Origin of the sequence: Serratia sp. K-E0102 (genome assembly GCF_029962625.1) — a bacterium.
In the GTDB taxonomy this organism is placed as follows: Bacteria; Pseudomonadota; Gammaproteobacteria; order Enterobacterales; family Enterobacteriaceae; genus Serratia; species Serratia sarumanii.
Map to the genome: position 1 here is coordinate 1539645 of NZ_CP124754.1, position 17209 is coordinate 1556853.

The following is a 17209-nucleotide window of genomic DNA, read 5'->3' on the forward strand; positions in this document are numbered from 1 at the left end:
TCACTCTTGCGGCGCGGCCGCGAATTTATAGCCCATGCCCCACACCGTGAGGATGCGCTCGGGTTCCGCCGGGTTGCGCTCGATCTTGATGCGCAGCCGGTTGATATGGGTGTTGACGGTGTGCTCATACCCCTCGTGCTGATAGCCCCAGACCTGATTCAACAGGCTCAGGCGCGAGAACACCTGACCCGGGTGGCGGGCAAAAAAGTACAGCAGGTCGAATTCGCGCGGCGTCAGCTCGACCGGCTGCTGGTGCAGGTGCACTTCGCGGGCGATGGGATCGATAGTCAGATCGTTGAAACTGAGCACGCCGGCGTCCATGCGCAGGTTGCGGCTCATCGCTTCCTGGCGGCGGAACAGCGCCTTGACCCGCGCCACCAGCTCCAGCATGGAGAAGGGCTTGGCCAGATAGTCGTCGGCGCCCAGTTCCAGCCCCAGCACGCGGTGTACCTCGCTGGAGCGTGCGCTGATGATGATGATCGGCGTGTAGCGCGTCATGGTGCGCGCCCGGCGGCAAATTTCCAATCCGTCCACGCCCGGCAGCATCAGATCGAGGATGAGGGCGTCCCAGCCGCCCTGTTCCAGCATCGCCATGCCCCGGTTGCCGTCGGCGGCGTGGCTGATGGCGTAACCCTCGTCGCGCAGATGCAGCTGCAGCAGTTCGGCGATGTCGCCGTCGTCCTCGACGATCAAAATTCGTTTTGGCTTGTCCATTCTCATTACCGCTGATTGCCCGTTTCTCTCTGAAGTCTACACAACCCCCACCGGCGGAGTTATCACATTTTATTTAACTTTGCGTGAGGTCTTGGGGAACAAATCCGGGGAATACTCGGCTCATCGCTTCATTGGTCGCCAGGAGTTCGCATGAGCCTCATTCTCACCCCGGAACAACGACAGACGGTGCATCCGCTGTGGCTGCGGTTGACGCACTGGCTGAATGCGCTGGCGATGCTGATCATGGTGACCAGCGGCTGGCGCATCTACAACGCCTCGCCGCTGTTCAACTTCAGCTTTCTCAATGAGCTGACGCTCGGCGGCTGGCTGGGCGGCGCGCTGCAGTGGCACTTCGCCGGCATGTGGCTGTTCGGTGTCAACGGGCTGTGCTACCTGCTGATCAACCTGGCCAGCGGGCGTTTCAAACGCAAATATTGGCCGCTCAGCCCACGGCAGTTTCTCGCCGATATAGGCGCCGCGCTGCGCGGCAGGCTGCAACACGCCGACCTGCGCCACTACAACATGGTGCAGCGCGTGGCCTATCTGTCGGTGATGATCCTCGGCGTGTTGAGCGCGCTGTCCGGGCTGGTGCTGTGGAAATCGGTGCAGTTTCCGCTGTTGCGCACGCTGCTCGGCGGCTATGAGGCAGCGCGCTATATCCACTTTTTTGCCATGTCGGCGCTGGTGGCCTTCGTCGCGATTCACCTGGTGATGGTGGCGCTGGTGCCCCGGACGCTGCTGGCCATGCTGCGCGGACGCTAAGGAGTGAATGATGGAAAAGGATAAACAGATCATGACGATCGATGAAGGGCAGGCGATCGTCAAAGAAGCGCAGCGGTTGTTGAGCGCGTCATCCCGCCGCCGCTTTCTGCGCAATGGCCTGACGCTGGGCGGCATCGCCATGCTCACCGGCTGCGATCTCAGCGACAACGCCAACGTCGAACAGGCGCTGAGCCGCATGTCGCGCTTCAACGATCGGGTGCAGGGCTGGCTGTTCAACGGCGATCGCCTGGCGCCGGTCTACCCGGAATCGATGATCACCCGGCCGTTTCCGTTCAACGCTTTCTACGCCGAGGAGGACGCGCCGGACATCAACGGCGACGACTACCGGCTGGAGGTGGCGGGACTGGTGCAGGACAAACGCGCCTGGAGCCTGCCGCAGCTGCACCGGATGGCGCAGGTCAGCCAGGTGACGCGCCATATCTGTGTCGAGGGCTGGAGCGCCATCGGCAAGTGGGGCGGCGTGCCGTTCGCGACCTTCCTCAAGGTGATTGGCGCGGATCTGAGCGCCCGCTACGTCAGCTTCAAATGCGCCGACGACTACTACACCAGCATCGACATGGCCACCGCGCTGCATCCGCAGACGATTATCGCGCTGACTTATGACGGCCAGATCTTGCCGCGCAAGTACGGCTACCCGATGAAGCTGCGCATGCCGACCAAGCTGGGCTACAAGAACCCGAAACACATTCAGGTGATCGAGGTCACCAACCGCTTCCCGGGCGGTTACTGGGAAGACCAGGGCTACAACTGGTTTGGCGGCAGCTGAGGCGGCCGCCGGCCATTCTCCGGCACTCCGGTGCCTTTGACATGACGGAAGGAAATACCATGAAAAAGTTATTTGCAATGATGATGTGCAGCACGCTGATGCTGGGCGTAGCCGGCGCCAACGCCGCTGATGGCATGAGCAAAGACGCGATGAAAAAGGACGGCATGAGCCAGATGTCGCACGACGGCATGGCGAAAGATGGGATGAAGAAAGAGTGCATGGGCAAGGACTGCATGAAGAAAGACAAGATGGGCAAAGACGCCATGAAAAAGGATGGCATGGCGAAAGACGGTATGGCCAAAGACGGCATGAAGAAAGACGAAATGAAGAAGGACGCGATGGGGCACTAAGCCGCCGCACTCCGCGGCTGCCAGCGGGCGATCCGCGGCGGCCGTGGGCAACATAAGGAGAGAGGATGATGCTGGCGACATGGCTGCGGCGCTTTCAGCGCTCGAACGGGGACGTTATCTTTATGCGCGCGGCGCTGGTGGTGATCTTCGCCGCCTTCGGCTACGCCAAATGGTTTGATTACGAGGCGCAGGGGCTGGTGCCGCTGATCGGCAACAGCCCGCTGCTGAGCTGGATGCATCAGGCGTTCGGCATCCGCGGCGCCAGCTATGCGTTGGGCGTCGCTGAGTGGAGCTTCGGTTTGCTGCTGCTGGCGGGATTCTGGTCGCGGCGGCTGGGGTTGCTGGGGGCGATCGGTTCGACGGTGACCTACCTGACCACGCTGACGCTGATATTTTCCACGCCGGGTGCCTGGGAGCCTTCCGCCGGCGGTTTTCCGGCCATGGCCGGCGCCACCAGCTTTTTGATCAAGGATCTGGTGTTGCTGGCCGGTTCCCTGGTGCTGCTGAAAGCCGATTTGCCGGCCGAGCAGGCATAAAAAAGGGCGTAGCCTGGCTACGCCCTCTGGTTATTGATCGACCGTCACATATCCGGGAAGGTCAGGGTGCCCCCCGGCGCTTCGCGATGAATGTGCAGGAAGTTCAGGTGCTTCTCGTACTGGTCGAGGATATCGCCAATCACCTGTTCCTTGCTGTAGTCCATCAGGTCGTTGCCCTGGGTGCCTTCCATCAGGAAGGTTTCCAGCCGGTAGTAGTGCGACTTGCCGGAGCGGGCGCGGTAGGTGAAGCCCGGCACCGAGTAGCGCATCGGCCAGATCTGATAGATGAAGTTCTGTTCCTCGCCCAGGTGCACCAGCAGCTCCAGGTGGTTCAGGCGCTCGTCTTCGGTCGGCGGCACTTCACTGAACTCCACTTTCGCGCCGCGCAGCTCCAGCTCGCGCGCCACGTCCTGCATTGCCGGGCGGCAGACTTTATCCAACATTTTCTGCGTGTACTGGGTGCCCGGGTAGTTCATCACCCGCGACAGGCGCTGTTTCCAGTTGAGCACGTCGTGGCTGGAGACCGGCACCGGCGCCAGGGTGCTGAGCGCGCTAGCCTTGCGGTAGTCTTCCACCCGCAGCGATTTATACAGCCCGGCCATCACGAAGAAGATCACGAAGCTGAACGGCAGACCCATGATCACCGTGGTTTTCTGCAGCGCCGGCACACCATCGGTCATCAGCATGCCGATGGTCAGCAGGCCGATGGCCACCGACCAGAAAATCCGCAGCCAGTTTGGCGCATCATTATTGATGTCGGCCAGGCGCGAGGTGAAGTTGCCCAGCACCAGCGAGCCGGAGTCCGCCGAGGTGACGTAGAACAGCAGGCCGGTGATGGTGGCCACCGAGGCGCTGAAGGTGAAGCCGGGGTATTGCGCCAGCAGGCTGTAGAAGCCGCGCTCCGGGAACTGCATCACTTCCTGCGCAAACTCGGCGTTGCCGTGAATGATCTGGTACAGCGCGCTGTTGCCGAAGATTGACAGCCACAGCAGGGTGAACACGAACGGAATGATCAGCGTGCCGACCACGAACTGGCGAATGGTGCGCCCGCGCGAGATGCGCGCCAGGAACAGGCCGACGAACGGCGACCACGCCACCCACCAGGCCCAGAAGAACAGCGTCCAGTTGTTCATCCACTCCACCGGCCGATCGAAGGCGAAGCTGTTGAGCGTCATGCCCATAAAGCGGTTGATGTAATCGCCGACGTTGAGCACCAGCGCATTGAGCAGGAACTCGGTGTCGCCGAAGAACAGCACGAACAGGATCAGGCCCAGCGCCAGCAGCACGTTCAGCTCGGACAGGATGCGGATGCCCTTGTTGACGCCCGAGGTGACCGAGATGGTGGCCATGATCACCGACAGCAGGATCAGCGAGCCCTGCACCGTCAGGTTTTCCGGGATCTCGAACAGCACCTTGAGGCCGTAGTTGAGCTGCACTACGCCGATGCCCAGCGTGGTGGCGATGCCGAAGATGGTGCCGAGCACCGCGGCGATGTCCACGCTGTGGCCGATCGGGCCATTGATGCGCTTACCGAAGATCGGGTACAGCGCCGAGCGGATGGTCAGCGGCAGATTGTAGCGATAGCTGAAGTAGCCGAGGGCGATGCCCATCAGCGCATACATCGACCAGCCGGTCAGGCCGTAGTGGAACAGCGTCCAGACCATCGCCTGGCGCGCGGCCTCCAGCGTTTGCGCGTCGCCTTCCGGCGGCATCATGTACTGGGTCACCGGCTCGGCGACCGAGAAGAACATCAGGTCGATGCCGATGCCGGCGGCGAACAGCATCGCCGCCCAGCTCATCAGGCTGAACTCCGGCTTGGACTGCTCCGGCCCGAGCTTGATCGAACCGAAGCGCGAAGCGGCGATAAACACCACGAACACGATGTACAGCGTCGCCGCCAGCAGGTAGTACCAACCGAAGGTGGTCGACACCCAATTCAGCGTGCGGGTGATCCACTGCCCGGAGAAGTCGGTGAAAAAGATGGTCATCAGCGAGAAGGCCAGGATCAGCCCCGCCGAGGTGAAGAAAACCACAGGGTTGAGGCGGTCCTGCTGCGGTTTGGAGGAGGTTTCGCGTGTTGTCATCGTCATCCTCTGAACTGAGTAAAATCGTGCCGCTCCGCATTTCGGGGCGCGTTGGCGCCGCCGGAAAACGGGCGAATGAAGGCGGCGGCCACCCCATCAGGAGGGCCTGAGTAACGCCGCTTTCGCCTGTTAACGAAGCGCCGGCGCGCTTCGCGGCGGGAACCGCTTACAGCCACTGATTTTGGTCAGATTCGTTAATTACCTCACAAAAATCAGCCAGTTCCACAACCAGATAGTACAAATTTTTAACCAGGCGGCAATAAAATATATGCAATTTTTATTGAACGTTCAATCAAAAAAAAGTTTAATAGTCCCCATGATGACCTGAATCACGGGCGAAACGGCAGTGAAATTTGCCCGCTGAGATAAGGCCGAAGTCGGTTTTGTGAGAGTCGAAATATGCCAAAGGTAGGAATGCAGCCAATCAGAAGGCAGCAGTTGATTGATGCCACGCTCGCCGCGGTAAACGAAGTGGGAATGCATGACGCCACCATCGCGCAGATCGCGCGGCGGGCCGGCGTTTCCAACGGCATCATCAGCCATTATTTCAAGGACAAGAACGGCCTGCTGGAAGCCACGATGCGCTATCTGATCAGCCATCTGGGCGAGGCGGTGAAGCTGCGTTTGCAGGCGCTGACCGATAACAGCCCGGCGGCGCGGCTGCAGGCGATCGTCGCCGGCAACTTCGACGACAGCCAGATCAACAGCGCGGCGATGAAAACCTGGCTGGCCTTTTGGGCCAGCAGTCTGCACCAACCGCAGCTCAACCGGCTGCAGCAGGTGAACGGCCGCCGGCTCTATTCCAACCTGTGCGCCGAGTTTCGCCGCGTCATGCCGCAGCCGCAGGCGCGGTTGGCGGCCAAGGGGCTGGCGGCGCTGATCGACGGACTGTGGCTGCGCAGCGCGCTGCGCGGCTCGGCGTTCAATCAGGCGCAGGCGCTGGCGCTCACGACCGAATACATCACGTTCCAACTCCGGGGGCAGACGCCGCCCGGAGGATAACTCAAGGAGATCCTATGTCCCGTTTTGGCTTGCAGAAGCTCTATATTCATGGCGCCTATGTAGACAGCACCGCTGGAAAAACCTTCAACGCCATCAACCCGGCGAACGGCGAAGTTCTGGCAGAAGTCCAGGCCGCCGGCGCTGAAGACGTCGATCGTGCAGTGGCCAGCGCGGCCAGCGGGCAGAAGGTGTGGGCGGCGATGACGGCGATGGCGCGTTCGCGCATCCTGCGCCGCGCGGTGGATATTCTGCGCGAGCGCAACGATGAACTGGCGGCGCTGGAAACGCTGGATACCGGCAAAGCGATGTCGGAAACCACCGCGGTGGACATCGTCACCGGCGCCGACGTGCTGGAGTATTACGCCGGCCTGATCCCGGCCATTGAAGGCGAACAGATCCCGCTGCGCGAAACCTCATTCGTCTACACCCGCCGCGAACCGCTGGGCGTGGTGGCCGGCATCGGTGCCTGGAACTACCCGATTCAAATCGCGCTGTGGAAGTCCGCGCCGGCGCTGGCGGCGGGCAACGCGATGATCTTCAAGCCGAGCGAAGTCACCTCGTTGACGGCGCTGAAGCTGGCGGAAATTTACACCGAAGCCGGCCTGCCGGACGGTGTCTTCAACGTGGTGACCGGCAGCGGCGCGGAAGTTGGGCAGTACCTGACTGACCATTCGGGCATCGCCAAAGTCTCTTTCACCGGCGGGGTGAAAACCGGCAAGAAGGTGATGGCCAACGCGTCGGGGTCGACGCTGAAGGAAGTCACCATGGAGCTGGGCGGCAAGTCGCCGCTGATTATCTTCGACGACGCCGATCTGGATCGCGCCGCCGATATCGCCATGATGGCCAACTTCTACAGCTCCGGCCAGGTGTGCACCAACGGCACCCGCGTCTTCGTGCCGGCGGCGCTGCAGGCGCAGTTTGAGGCGAAAATCCTCGAGCGCGTGAAGCGCATTCGCCTCGGCGATCCGACCGATCCGCAGACCAACTTCGGGCCGCTGGTCAGCTTCGCGCACATGGAATCGGTGCTGCGCTTTATCGAAAGCGGCAAGAACAGCGGCGCGCGCCTGCTGTGCGGCGGCGAACGCGTCACCCACGGCGAATTCGGCAAGGGCGCTTACGTGGCGCCGACGGTATTCAGCGACTGCCGCGACGACATGGAAATCGTGCGCGAGGAGATCTTCGGGCCGGTGATGAGCATTCTCAGCTACCAGAGCGAAGAGGAAGTGGTGCGCCGCGCCAACGATACCACCTTCGGCCTGGCCGCGGGCGTGGTGACCAACGATCTGGCGCGCGCGCACCGCGTGATCCACCAGCTGGAAGCCGGCATTTGCTGGATCAACACCTGGGGCGAGTCGGCGGCGGAAATGCCTGTCGGCGGCTACAAGCAGTCCGGCGTTGGCCGCGAGAACGGCCTGACGACGCTGGAACACTACACCCAGATCAAATCGGTGCAGGTTGAGCTGGGCGAATACGCCTCGGTATTCTGATCTTCCCGCCGTCTTTCGAGCCGCAGCCGCGTTGGCTGCGGCCGACAATCTCTAGAGAGCCAAAATACACCGCCTGTTGCCGAGTCGCGCTTCGCGTCTTTGCCTGACCAGGCCTCTATAAAGTAAGGAGATAATGAATGGAATTTGACTACATCATTATCGGTGCCGGTTCCGCCGGCAACGTGTTAGCCACCCGATTGACCGAGGACGCCGACGTCAGCGTCCTGCTGCTGGAAGCCGGCGGCCCGGATTACCGGATGGATTTCCGTACCCAGATGCCGGCCGCGCTGGCGTTTCCGCTGCAGGGCCGCCGCTATAACTGGGCGTATGAGACCGATCCTGAGCCGCACATGAACAATCGCCGGATGGAATGCGGCCGCGGCAAAGGGCTGGGCGGTTCGTCCCTGATCAACGGTATGTGTTACATTCGCGGCAACGCGATGGACTTCGATAACTGGGCCAAGGCGCCGGGTCTGGAAGACTGGACCTATCTGGACTGCCTGCCGTATTTCCGCAAGGCGGAAACCCGCGATATCGGCCCGAACGACTATCACGGCGGCGAGGGTCCGGTGAGCGTCACCACGCCGAAAGCCGGTAACAACGAACTGTTCCACGCCATGGTGGAAGCCGGCGTGCAGGCGGGTTACCCGCGCACCGACGATCTGAACGGTTACCAACAAGAAGGCTTCGGCCCGATGGATCGCACCGTGACGCCGAAAGGGCGCCGCGCCAGCACCGCCCGCGGCTATCTGGATCAGGCGCGTTCGCGGCCGAACCTGAAGATCGTCACCCATGCGCTGACCGACCACATTGTGTTCGACGGCAAGCGTGCGGTGGGCGTCAACTATTTGCAGGGCGACAGCAATCAACTGACCTACGCCAAAGCGCGGCGCGAAGTGCTGCTGTGCGCCGGCGCCATCGCCTCGCCGCAGATCCTGCAGCGTTCGGGCGTCGGCCCGGCGGCGCTGCTGAACAGCCTGGATATCAAGGTGGTGCACGATCTGCCGGGCGTCGGGGAAAACCTGCAGGATCACCTGGAGATGTACCTGCAGTACGCCTGTAAGAAACCGGTGTCACTGTACCCGGCGCTGCAATGGTTCAACCAGCCGAAGATCGGCGCGGAATGGCTGTTCAACGGTACCGGCGTTGGCGCCAGCAACCAGTTCGAGGCCGGCGGCTTCATCCGCAGCCGCGCAGAATTCGCCTGGCCGAACATTCAGTATCACTTCCTGCCGGTGGCGATTAACTACAACGGCAGCAACGCGGTAAAAGAGCACGGCTTCCAGGCGCACGTCGGCTCGATGCGTTCGCCGAGCCGCGGCCGGGTGCAGGTGAAGTCGAAAGATCCGCGCCAGCACCCGAGCATTCTGTTCAACTACATGTCGACCGAACAGGATTGGCAGGAGTTCCGCGACGCTATTCGCATCACGCGCGAGATCATGGCGCAGCCGGCTTTGGACGAATACCGTGGCCGCGAGATAAGCCCGGGGCCGGAGGTGCAGACCGACGAGCAGCTGGACGCCTTCGTGCGCGAGCACGCCGAAACCGCCTTCCACCCGTCCTGCTCGTGCAAGATGGGCGAGGATGAGATGGCGGTGGTCGATGGGCAGGGCCGGGTGCACGGCATGGAAGGATTGCGGGTGGTGGATGCGTCAATCATGCCGCTGATCATCACCGGCAACCTGAACGCCACCACCATCATGATCGCCGAGAAGTTAGCCGATCGCATTCGCCAGCGCGCGCCGCTGCCGCGCAGCACCGCCGACTATTACGTCGCCGGCGATGCGCCGGTGCGCAAACAGTAACCGACACGCCCTCTCGCCGTTGAGGGGGAGGGCCGCCGTAGCAAGCAACCCCTCTCCATATGCTCTTCCCCAAGGCGAGGGGGCAACTCTCTTTTTATTCCTTATCCCATCATGCCGCCGGCAGCGAGATCGCCTGATCGAAACTGGTGGGCGTCGCCATGCGCCACATGCGGGCGTAGAACTCGCTTTTGATCTCCGGCTGCAGCAGCGCGCCCGGCTCCAGGTAGTAATAGATATCGGCGTATACCTTGATCTCGGTCGGCGTGATGCGGCGCAGCATATGGTGCGAGGTCAGCTGCTCCGGGCGGCTGACGCCGGCCGCCGCCAACATGTCCGCCAGCGCTTTCACCGTATTTTGATGGAAGTGGTAGACGCGTTCCGCCTTGTTCGGCACCACCAGCGCCTTTTGCCGCAGCGGATCTTGCGTCGCTACGCCGGTCGGGCAGTGGTTGGTGTGGCAGCTCTGCGACTGGATGCAGCCGACGGCGAACATAAAGCCGCGCGCCGAGTTCACCCAATCGGCGCCGAGCACCAGCACGCTGGCGATGTCGAACGCGCTGATGATCTTGCCGCTGGCGCCTATCTTGATCTGGTCGCGCAGGCCGCAGCCTACCAGCGTGTTATGCACGAACAGCAGCCCTTCGCGCAGCGGCATGCCCATATAGTTGGAAAGCTCGAGCGGCGCGGCGCCGGTGCCGCCTTCCTTACCGTCCACCACGATGAAATCCGGCAGGATGCGGGTGTGCAGCATCGCCTTGACGATGGCGACGAACTCCCACGGGTGGCCGATGCACAGCTTGAAACCGACCGGTTTGCCGCCTGACAGCTCGCGCAGCTGTTGGATGAAATGCATCATTTCCAGCGGGGTGGTGAAGGCGCTGTGCGACGCCGGCGAGATGCAATCGACCCCTTCCGGCACGCCGCGGGTGGCGGCGATTTCCGCATCCACCTTTTTCGCCGGCAGAATGCCGCCGTGGCCGGGTTTGGCGCCCTGGCTGAGCTTGATTTCAATCATTTTCACCTGCGGGCTGTGCGCCTGTTCGGCAAAGCGCCGTGGATCGAAATGGCCGTCGGCGGTACGGCAGCCGAAATAGCCGCTGCCCAGCTCCCACACCAGATCGCCGTTGTTTTCACGGTGATAGCGGCTGATGCTGCCCTCGCCGGTGTCGTGGTAGAAATTGCCCTTGGCCGCGCCGAGGTTGAGCGCGCGAATGGCGTTGGCGGAGAGCGCGCCGAAACTCATGGCAGAAATGTTGAAGATCGACGCGGAGTAAGGCTGGCGGCAGTCGGCGCCGCCGATGGTGATGCGGAAACTGGTCGGGTCGGCGGCTTCCACCGGCCGCATGGAGTGGCCGATGCACTCATAGCCGGTTTGGTAGACGTCCAGCAGGGTGCCGAACGGTTTGTCGCCCATCTCGTTTTTCGCCCGGCGATACACCAGCGTGCGCTGGGTGCGCGAAAACGGGATCTCTTCATTATCCTGCTCGAGGAAATACTGGCGCAGTTCCGGGCGGATGAACTCGAAGAAGAAGCGCATGCGGCCGATGATCGGGTAGTTGCGGCAGATGGCGTGGCGCTGCTGGGTGAGATCGTAGATACCCAACACCATCAGGCAACCGCAGGCCAGGGCCGGCAGCCAGAACCACGGATAGTTGTGCATCATGATTAAGAAAGCCAGGGTGAGCAAGATGCTCAGTACAAAGCAGGTATAGCGGCTGAATAAGGACGACTTCATAACATCTCCTGATGTTTATTTTAATCCACACGACATGACTCACGGATAATCCGTGTGCGAATCGTAGCCAACAGGAGGAGATGTTGTGTGTCTGTTGCTGCTTTGTCGCCGGTTGTTACATTAATTTAACGTGGCGGCAGGGGAGACGGGTTGCCGCGCGGCGTACCGCGCAACAAGCCAGGATGTTTATTTGCCGGCGACGAAGATGGTGCTCATGCTGCGCAGCCGCAGCTTTTTCATCGCGCTGTATTTCTGCGAAAAGATGGTTTTTGGGTGCGTGCCGCGCTTTTCCGCAATGTGCAGCAGGCTGTCGCCGCGCAGCAGATTGAAGATCACGTCGCTTTCCGCCGGGCTGAGCTCGCGGGTTTTCTGCACTCTGATGCCGCCCGGTTCTTTGCTTTCCAACAGCCGCTGGATTTTTTCCTGCAGCGAATAAAGCGGAATGCGGGTAGAGACCAACTCAACGGAAATTCCCAGGATCGACAGCAGTTTCACCACGCGCTCGTCGTCGTAGAACACCAACAGGCGCGTTTTGCTGTTGTACTGCTGGTGCAGGGACACCAGGCTTTCGATCACGTTAACGCTCTGCTCCAGGTTTTGCGAGGTGAAAATCAGCGCGATATCGTGCTTGGTGATCTTCTCTGCTTTGGCGCCGCCGTGCATGAAATCGGAAAACAGGCGGATATCGTACGCGCCGTAGTGTTTCTTCAGCAGCACCGACAGGCCAACATAGCTGTACTTACACTCACTAATCACAAGAACGTTGTTTTTAGACATAGGGCAAACACCAATACCGAGTTAAAAGTATTCAGCTGTAAGAAGCGAGTTCAAATCCTTGATGCTGGATTCCTTCCACAGCTTTCCCTGCAGTGCGTAATATGGCATTTCATCCAGCCATTTCTTGTGTTCGGGAGTTTCAACTCCTTCGATAATTACCTTGTAATGATTAAGGTAAAAGAAGCGCAGTAATGCGCGCATCAAGCCCTCGCCGCCGGACTTTTTCATGAAGTCCCAGAGCAGAAAACGGTCGAGCTTAACGAAGCGGAACTGGCTGTTGTACAACGCGGAAAAACCCGCATAGCCAGAACCAAAATCATCGAGCCAAAATGAATAACTATTCAATGACGGATCGCCGTGCACGCGATCTTTCACCAGCCGGGTTGAATTCTCGCTGATCTCGAAATGAATACAGCGCATGGCATTAATTCTTTCAGCAAAGTGAGTATTCGCCAGCGATTGCAGAGAATAATCGTCAACATTCAAAGTGGCTATCACTTGGTTTTCATGAAACCAGTGTTTGTATTTATCGATCAGATTGATCTGATCCATCAAAATCTCAATCCGGGTGGCGCTATCGGCGTGGCGAAAGAACTGTTCAGGAGAAAAATGAGCGTATTCGCTATTAAACGTAAAGCGAGACAGACATTCAACGGCCAGCAATTGTCCCGATTTCGCGAACATTGGCTGAAAAACATAATTAATGCCGTTATTTTTCTCTCTGAAAGAACCGCTCATTTCCCAATCCTTGGATTGATATTTAACTTGTTGATTTTAAATGATTAAAAAGAAAGTTACTCCAGGTTTATTGGTAAATTTCTTATTTAAAGCGCCAGAATGGCCGAAGCGTGTCGACAGACCATTTAACGCGTAATTCGTGCCAAAGTCCAAATGTCGCAATCTGTTACTAAATGTAAATATTCGGGATAATATGCTGATTTTCAGGCCTTAATGCAAAATCTTGAACTCTGCAGCTTTCCCAAACACAGATTATTCCTATTCATATGAATCGTCAACATCGATCGATAGGTATTCGCCGATAGTTTATTCCTATCAAGAGGGGCCTTATGAATGTTTTAAACGATTTAACATTAAGAATATGCTTAGTCTATATTTCGTCCGGCAATGAGTTCATCGAGGCAACGCTCCTTTTCAGCAAGGGAGTGCTATCGCTGAGTGTATGCTCAGTGGCGGCAATATATATAAGCCCGCCACTGAATCGATTATTTTATTGTTCTATGGAGCTGGAAATGAAAAAAGTATTATTGCCTTTGGCTGCCCTGGTATTGTCTGCAACTGCTTCCAACGCAATGGCAGCAAACGGCAACGTTAAATTCACCGGTGAAATTGTACAGTCCACCTGTAAAGTTGTTGATAAAGACCAGAATAAAGAAGTTTACCTGGGTAAATATCCTACTACCGCTTTCCCAACTGCCGGTTCTACCAGCGGTGCTAAAGCTTTCGATATCAGCCTGGAGAAATGTGAAGCGGGTAACTACACCCTGCGTTTCGACGGTAACACTCCAGCCGGCCACCCAGAGCTGTTGGCTGTAACTGGCGGCGCGACTGGCGTTGGCGTTGAAATTCTGGACAACAACGGCTCTACTCTGCCTATCTCGCAGGAAGTGGCTACCCCAGCTACCGTTACTGTTGCCGCTGATGGCGATAACCCAGGCGCTGCGACTTTCAACCTGCGCGCTCGTTACAAATCCTTCCAGGATCTGGTAACTGCCGGTCAGGCAAACTCTAACGCTACCTTCACCATCGAATACAAATAATTCGCTGGCAGGATAGATAGAGTTATTGGCCATGGATGGCTAAATTTTGAGAGTTGAGACATTCCGATGAAAAAAATTCTGACTGGTATTTTATTCGCATTCTCTGTTAATGCCTTCGCCGGCATCCAGGTTGATGCGACGCGTGTCATCTATAACAGTGCAAGTAAATCCGCATCGCTCTCAATCAGCAATGACAGCGACGATACCTACATGGTGCAAACCTGGCTGGATACTGGCGATGCAAGCCAGATGCCCAAGAATTTGCCGATCGTGGTGACGCCACCCATTTTGAAGCTGGCTGCCAAGAAAGACGCCATTTTGCGTTTTATCTATTCCGGCAGCGGTTTGCCGCAGGACAGAGAATCTCTGCTCTGGGTCAACGTACAGGAAATTCCGCCAACGCCTAAGCAAGATAACGTGCTGCAGGTGGCGATCCGTACCCGTATCAAACTGTTCTACCGCCCGGATTCGTTGAAAACCAACCTGCAACAGCAGGCGGAAGCGCTGAAGTGGAAGCGCCAGGGCGGCAATTTGGTCGTGACTAACGATGGCCCGTTGTTCGTCACTCTCGGCGTGTTGAACCTGAAGAGCGGCGGCAAGAGCTGGAAAGTGAACGCCGACATGGTCAAGCCACACGACAGCCTGCGCATCTCTCTGCCTCAGGGCGCGCAATCAGCCAACAACATGTCGTTTACCTATATCAACGACTATGGCGGTCACACCGAGATTAAAAACGTCGCACTGAATTGATTGAAGCACTTCAAGGAATGAAAGAAATGGCACACAAAAGAATAACAACCCTCGCGCCAAAACGTTTGGTTAAGCTGATTAATGGTGTAATTTATTTTTCTGCCGTGCCATTTTCATTCTCGCATATGGCCATGGCGGAGGAGCAGTTCAACACCTCCTTCATCCATGGTGATGACAATATTGCTCAGGTGGCGGCGCTGGCCAGCGGAGACGATATTTTGCCGGGTAAATACCCGTTTGATATCTATCTCAACGGACAGCGTGTCGATCACCGCGAGATAGAGTTCAAGAAAGAATCCAAAGACTCCCCGGTAGCGCCGTGCCTGACGGCTGTGGACTACCAGGATTACGGCGTAAAGCTGCCCGGCGATCTGACCACCGCCGGTGCCGAGCAATGCTACGCATTGCCGCAACAGATCTCCGGTGCCAAGCTGAGCTATGACGCTGCCGTACAGCGTATGGATCTGGAAGTGCCGCAGGTGTTTCTGATCCCGCGCCCGCAAGGCGCCATTTCGCCGAAAGTTTACGATCGCGGCATCAACGCCGGCTTTGTAAACTATAACTTTAGCGGCACCCATAACCGCTACGGCAACAACCAGAACGACAAGACTTCTGACTATTACTTCCTGAGCCTTAACAATGGCCTCAATATTGGCGATTGGCGCCTGCGCAACAACTCGACGCTGAACCAGCAGTCGGGTGCCGGCACGCACTGGAAGAACATTTCCAGCTGGGCGGAAACGGATATCGTTTCTCTGCGCAGCCGTCTGGTGATCGGCCAGACCAACACCAACAACAACGTTTTCGACAGCATCCAGTTCCGCGGTGTGCAGATGTCCAGCGCCGACGACATGCTGCCGGAAAGCCAGCGCGGCTATGCGCCGGTGGTGCGCGGCGTGGCGACGACCAACGCGCGCGTTGAGGTGCGTCAGAACGGCTATACCATTTACAGCACCAACGTTCCGCCAGGGCCGTTTGCGCTGACGGACATTTTCCCAAGCACCCTGAGCGGTAACCTGGACGTGACGGTCATCGAAGCCAACGGCTCGAGAACCTCTTTCGTTGTGCCATTCTCCTCGGTGCCGAACATGCTGCGCGAAGGGATTTGGAACTATCAGCTGACCGCCGGTAAATACCACGACGGCACCAGCCGCTATCAACCTAAATTTGTGCAGGGCACCTTGTCGCACGGCATGGCGTATGACATCACGCCTTACGGCGGCGTGCTGGTGGCGGAAAACTACCGTTCAGCGGTCGTGGGCCTCGGTAAAAACCTGGGGAACTGGGGGGCCGTCTCCTTTGATATGTCCTATTCCGACACCAACCTGGTGAACGGCGATGACAAACAAGGGGAGAGTTTCCGCTTCCTGTATTCCAAGTCGCTCAACGACTGGGGGACGGAATTCCGCATTGCCGGTTACCGTTACTCGACCTCCGGATATTATGATTTCTCCGATGCGGTTGCCGAGCGCGAACGCTATGAGAACGGTTATTACCGTAACGATTACTACGATCAAAACGATCGCAACCTGGGCGTGCCGGACTGGGCGGAATCTCGCCGTCGCAGCTATTATACCAGCCGTTTCAACAACAAACGCCAGCGCGTTGAGCTGTCTGTCAACCAGCGCATCGCCGGTAATTCGACGCTGTACGCCAACCTCAGCAACCAGTCTTACTGGGGAGGATCCGGTGAAGATCGCACCGTACAAACCGGTTTCAACAGCAGCTATAAAAATATCAGCTATGGCGTCTTTTATCAGGACAGCCGCAGCAACTACGGCTATAAAGACCGCAGCGTCAACCTGACCGTGTCGATTCCGTTCAGCTTCTTCAGCAAGGATTCGTCGGACATGACCGCCAGCTTCAACGCCGGTCACAGCAAGCAGAGCGGCAATACCTACAGCGCCGGCCTGAGCGGCACCGCGCTGGATGACAACCGCTTGAACTATGCGGTGCAAAGCGGTCATGATCGTTATTCGGGCCAAACCAGCTCGGCCAACGTCGGTTATCAGGGCAGCATGGGGACCATCAATGCCGGTTATAGCTACAGCAAAGATTATCAGCAGTCTTCGTTGGGCGTGGCGGGCGGCATCGTCGCACACTCCGGCGGCGTGACGCTGACCCAACCGCTGCAGAATACGTTTGTGCTGGTGGAAGCGAAAGACGCCAAGGGCGTTCGTATCGAAAACCAACCGGGTGTCGCCATCGACCGCTTCGGTTACGCGGTGATGACCTCTGCATCGCCATACCGCCATAACCGCGTGGCGCTGCGCACCGAAGATATCGGCAACGGCCTGGATATCCCGATGGCGGCGAGAGACGTGGTGCCGACTTACGGCGCAATTACCCGCGTGAAGTTTGAAACGCACACGGGCCAAAGCCTGTTGGTACACAGCAAAATGGCCGACGGCAGCGTACCGCCGATTGGCGCCAACGTCTTCAGTGCGGACGGCAAGAACAACGGTACTGTCGGTACCAACGGCGATATTTATATTTCAGGGGCTTCCGCAGGGGATCGCCTGCTGGTGAAATGGGGCAACGACGCGGGCGAAAGCTGCTCACTGGTGGTGCCGGAATTGAAAGCGGCGACCGAACAGCTGATGGGTTATCAGGAACTTTCGCTGACCTGCGGAAAACCGTAA

Annotated in this window: 15 protein-coding genes; 10 read left to right on the forward strand and 5 right to left on the reverse strand. The window is 58.4% G+C overall.

The annotated features are described in order from the left end of the window. On the reverse strand, window positions 1-714 hold the full coding sequence (locus tag SSARUM2_RS07430; RefSeq protein ID WP_041034140.1) for a response regulator transcription factor: 714 nt from the start codon (window positions 712-714) through the stop codon (window positions 1-3). A gap of 150 nt (window positions 715-864) precedes the next feature. Here SSARUM2_RS07430 and SSARUM2_RS07435 point away from each other — a divergent pair, with 150 nt between their 5' ends. From SSARUM2_RS07435 to SSARUM2_RS07450, 4 genes are all read left to right on the forward strand, one after another. Then, a complete protein-coding gene (locus tag SSARUM2_RS07435; protein WP_033646833.1) occupies window positions 865-1476 on the forward strand; it encodes a cytochrome b/b6 domain-containing protein in 612 nt (203 codons plus the stop codon). Between the two features lie 10 nt (window positions 1477-1486). Further along, the gene (locus SSARUM2_RS07440; protein WP_049213469.1) at window positions 1487-2263 is read left to right on the forward strand and encodes a molybdopterin-dependent oxidoreductase; all 777 of its coding nucleotides are present in this window, start codon (window positions 1487-1489) and stop codon (window positions 2261-2263) included. A gap of 59 nt (window positions 2264-2322) precedes the next feature. After that, the gene (locus tag SSARUM2_RS07445) at window positions 2323-2613 is read left to right on the forward strand and encodes a pentapeptide MXKDX repeat protein (RefSeq protein WP_049213467.1); all 291 of its coding nucleotides are present in this window, start codon (window positions 2323-2325) and stop codon (window positions 2611-2613) included. A 65-nt stretch (window positions 2614-2678) separates the two neighbouring features. Beyond that, window positions 2679-3149, forward strand: coding sequence for a DUF417 family protein (locus SSARUM2_RS07450; RefSeq protein WP_033637683.1), 471 nt, complete (start codon window positions 2679-2681; stop codon window positions 3147-3149). 44 nt (window positions 3150-3193) lie between these two features. Here SSARUM2_RS07450 and SSARUM2_RS07455 read toward each other — a convergent pair whose 3' ends face one another. Continuing rightward, window positions 3194-5233 carry a choline transporter gene (locus SSARUM2_RS07455; protein ID WP_033653535.1) on the reverse strand — a complete coding sequence of 680 codons (2040 nt, stop codon included), beginning with the start codon at window positions 5231-5233 and terminating at the stop codon, window positions 3194-3196. 399 nt (window positions 5234-5632) lie between these two features. Between SSARUM2_RS07455 and betI the strand changes: the two genes are divergently transcribed. The 3 genes from betI (at window position 5633) to betA (ending at window position 9527) form a co-directional block, all read left to right on the forward strand. Continuing rightward, a complete protein-coding gene (gene betI, locus SSARUM2_RS07460) occupies window positions 5633-6235 on the forward strand; it encodes a transcriptional regulator BetI (RefSeq protein ID WP_004939107.1) in 603 nt (200 codons plus the stop codon). Between the two features lie 14 nt (window positions 6236-6249). Next, window positions 6250-7722, forward strand: coding sequence for a betaine-aldehyde dehydrogenase (gene betB, locus SSARUM2_RS07465; RefSeq protein WP_049196262.1), 1473 nt, complete (start codon window positions 6250-6252; stop codon window positions 7720-7722). Window positions 7723-7859: 137 nt separating this feature from the next. Then, window positions 7860-9527 (forward strand): choline dehydrogenase, encoded by a 1668-nt coding sequence (betA, locus tag SSARUM2_RS07470; RefSeq protein WP_049196261.1) that lies wholly within the window; start codon window positions 7860-7862, stop codon window positions 9525-9527. A 109-nt stretch (window positions 9528-9636) separates the two neighbouring features. Here the strand turns inward: betA and SSARUM2_RS07475 are convergent, their stop codons facing one another. The 3 genes from SSARUM2_RS07475 to SSARUM2_RS07485 form a co-directional block, all read right to left on the reverse strand. Next, on the reverse strand, window positions 9637-11262 hold the full coding sequence (locus tag SSARUM2_RS07475) for an FMN-binding glutamate synthase family protein (protein WP_060426553.1): 1626 nt from the start codon (window positions 11260-11262) through the stop codon (window positions 9637-9639). 186 nt (window positions 11263-11448) lie between these two features. After that, window positions 11449-12039, reverse strand: a complete 591-nt coding sequence (locus SSARUM2_RS07480) for a LuxR family transcriptional regulator (protein ID WP_004939094.1) — start codon at window positions 12037-12039, stop codon at window positions 11449-11451. A gap of 21 nt (window positions 12040-12060) precedes the next feature. Continuing rightward, complete coding sequence (locus tag SSARUM2_RS07485; protein WP_033637688.1) at window positions 12061-12777, reverse strand: EAL domain-containing protein; 717 nt, start codon at window positions 12775-12777, stop codon at window positions 12061-12063. 512 nt (window positions 12778-13289) lie between these two features. On the opposite strand from SSARUM2_RS07485, the gene SSARUM2_RS07490 reads away from it, so the two are divergent. From SSARUM2_RS07490 to SSARUM2_RS07500, 3 genes are all read left to right on the forward strand, one after another. Beyond that, the gene (locus tag SSARUM2_RS07490) at window positions 13290-13817 is read left to right on the forward strand and encodes a fimbrial protein (protein ID WP_004939088.1); all 528 of its coding nucleotides are present in this window, start codon (window positions 13290-13292) and stop codon (window positions 13815-13817) included. A 66-nt stretch (window positions 13818-13883) separates the two neighbouring features. Next, window positions 13884-14567, forward strand: a complete 684-nt coding sequence (locus tag SSARUM2_RS07495; RefSeq protein WP_004939085.1) for a molecular chaperone — start codon at window positions 13884-13886, stop codon at window positions 14565-14567. Between the two features lie 26 nt (window positions 14568-14593). Then, complete coding sequence (locus SSARUM2_RS07500) at window positions 14594-17209, forward strand: fimbria/pilus outer membrane usher protein (protein ID WP_033637689.1); 2616 nt, start codon at window positions 14594-14596, stop codon at window positions 17207-17209.

What these genes read in the sequence shown, in the direction of transcription:
- betB (WP_049196262.1), top strand. Translation starts at nt 6,250, where the DNA reads ATGTCCCGTTTTGGCTTGCAGAAGCTCTATATTCATGGCGCCTATGTA.
- SSARUM2_RS07450 (WP_033637683.1), top strand. Translation starts at nt 2,679, where the DNA reads ATGATGCTGGCGACATGGCTGCGGCGCTTTCAGCGCTCGAACGGGGAC.
- SSARUM2_RS07445 (WP_049213467.1), top strand. Translation starts at nt 2,323, where the DNA reads ATGAAAAAGTTATTTGCAATGATGATGTGCAGCACGCTGATGCTGGGC.
- SSARUM2_RS07435 (WP_033646833.1), top strand. Translation starts at nt 865, where the DNA reads ATGAGCCTCATTCTCACCCCGGAACAACGACAGACGGTGCATCCGCTG.
- SSARUM2_RS07475 (WP_060426553.1), bottom strand. Translation starts at nt 11,262, where the DNA reads ATGAAGTCGTCCTTATTCAGCCGCTATACCTGCTTTGTACTGAGCATC.
- SSARUM2_RS07490 (WP_004939088.1), top strand. Translation starts at nt 13,290, where the DNA reads ATGAAAAAAGTATTATTGCCTTTGGCTGCCCTGGTATTGTCTGCAACT.
- SSARUM2_RS07440 (WP_049213469.1), top strand. Translation starts at nt 1,487, where the DNA reads ATGGAAAAGGATAAACAGATCATGACGATCGATGAAGGGCAGGCGATC.
- SSARUM2_RS07495 (WP_004939085.1), top strand. Translation starts at nt 13,884, where the DNA reads ATGAAAAAAATTCTGACTGGTATTTTATTCGCATTCTCTGTTAATGCC.
- SSARUM2_RS07455 (WP_033653535.1), bottom strand. Translation starts at nt 5,233, where the DNA reads ATGACAACACGCGAAACCTCCTCCAAACCGCAGCAGGACCGCCTCAAC.
- betA (WP_049196261.1), top strand. Translation starts at nt 7,860, where the DNA reads ATGGAATTTGACTACATCATTATCGGTGCCGGTTCCGCCGGCAACGTG.
- SSARUM2_RS07500 (WP_033637689.1), top strand. Translation starts at nt 14,594, where the DNA reads ATGGCACACAAAAGAATAACAACCCTCGCGCCAAAACGTTTGGTTAAG.
- SSARUM2_RS07430 (WP_041034140.1), bottom strand. Translation starts at nt 714, where the DNA reads ATGGACAAGCCAAAACGAATTTTGATCGTCGAGGACGACGGCGACATC.
- betI (WP_004939107.1), top strand. Translation starts at nt 5,633, where the DNA reads ATGCCAAAGGTAGGAATGCAGCCAATCAGAAGGCAGCAGTTGATTGAT.
- SSARUM2_RS07480 (WP_004939094.1), bottom strand. Translation starts at nt 12,039, where the DNA reads ATGTCTAAAAACAACGTTCTTGTGATTAGTGAGTGTAAGTACAGCTAT.
- SSARUM2_RS07485 (WP_033637688.1), bottom strand. Translation starts at nt 12,777, where the DNA reads ATGAGCGGTTCTTTCAGAGAGAAAAATAACGGCATTAATTATGTTTTT.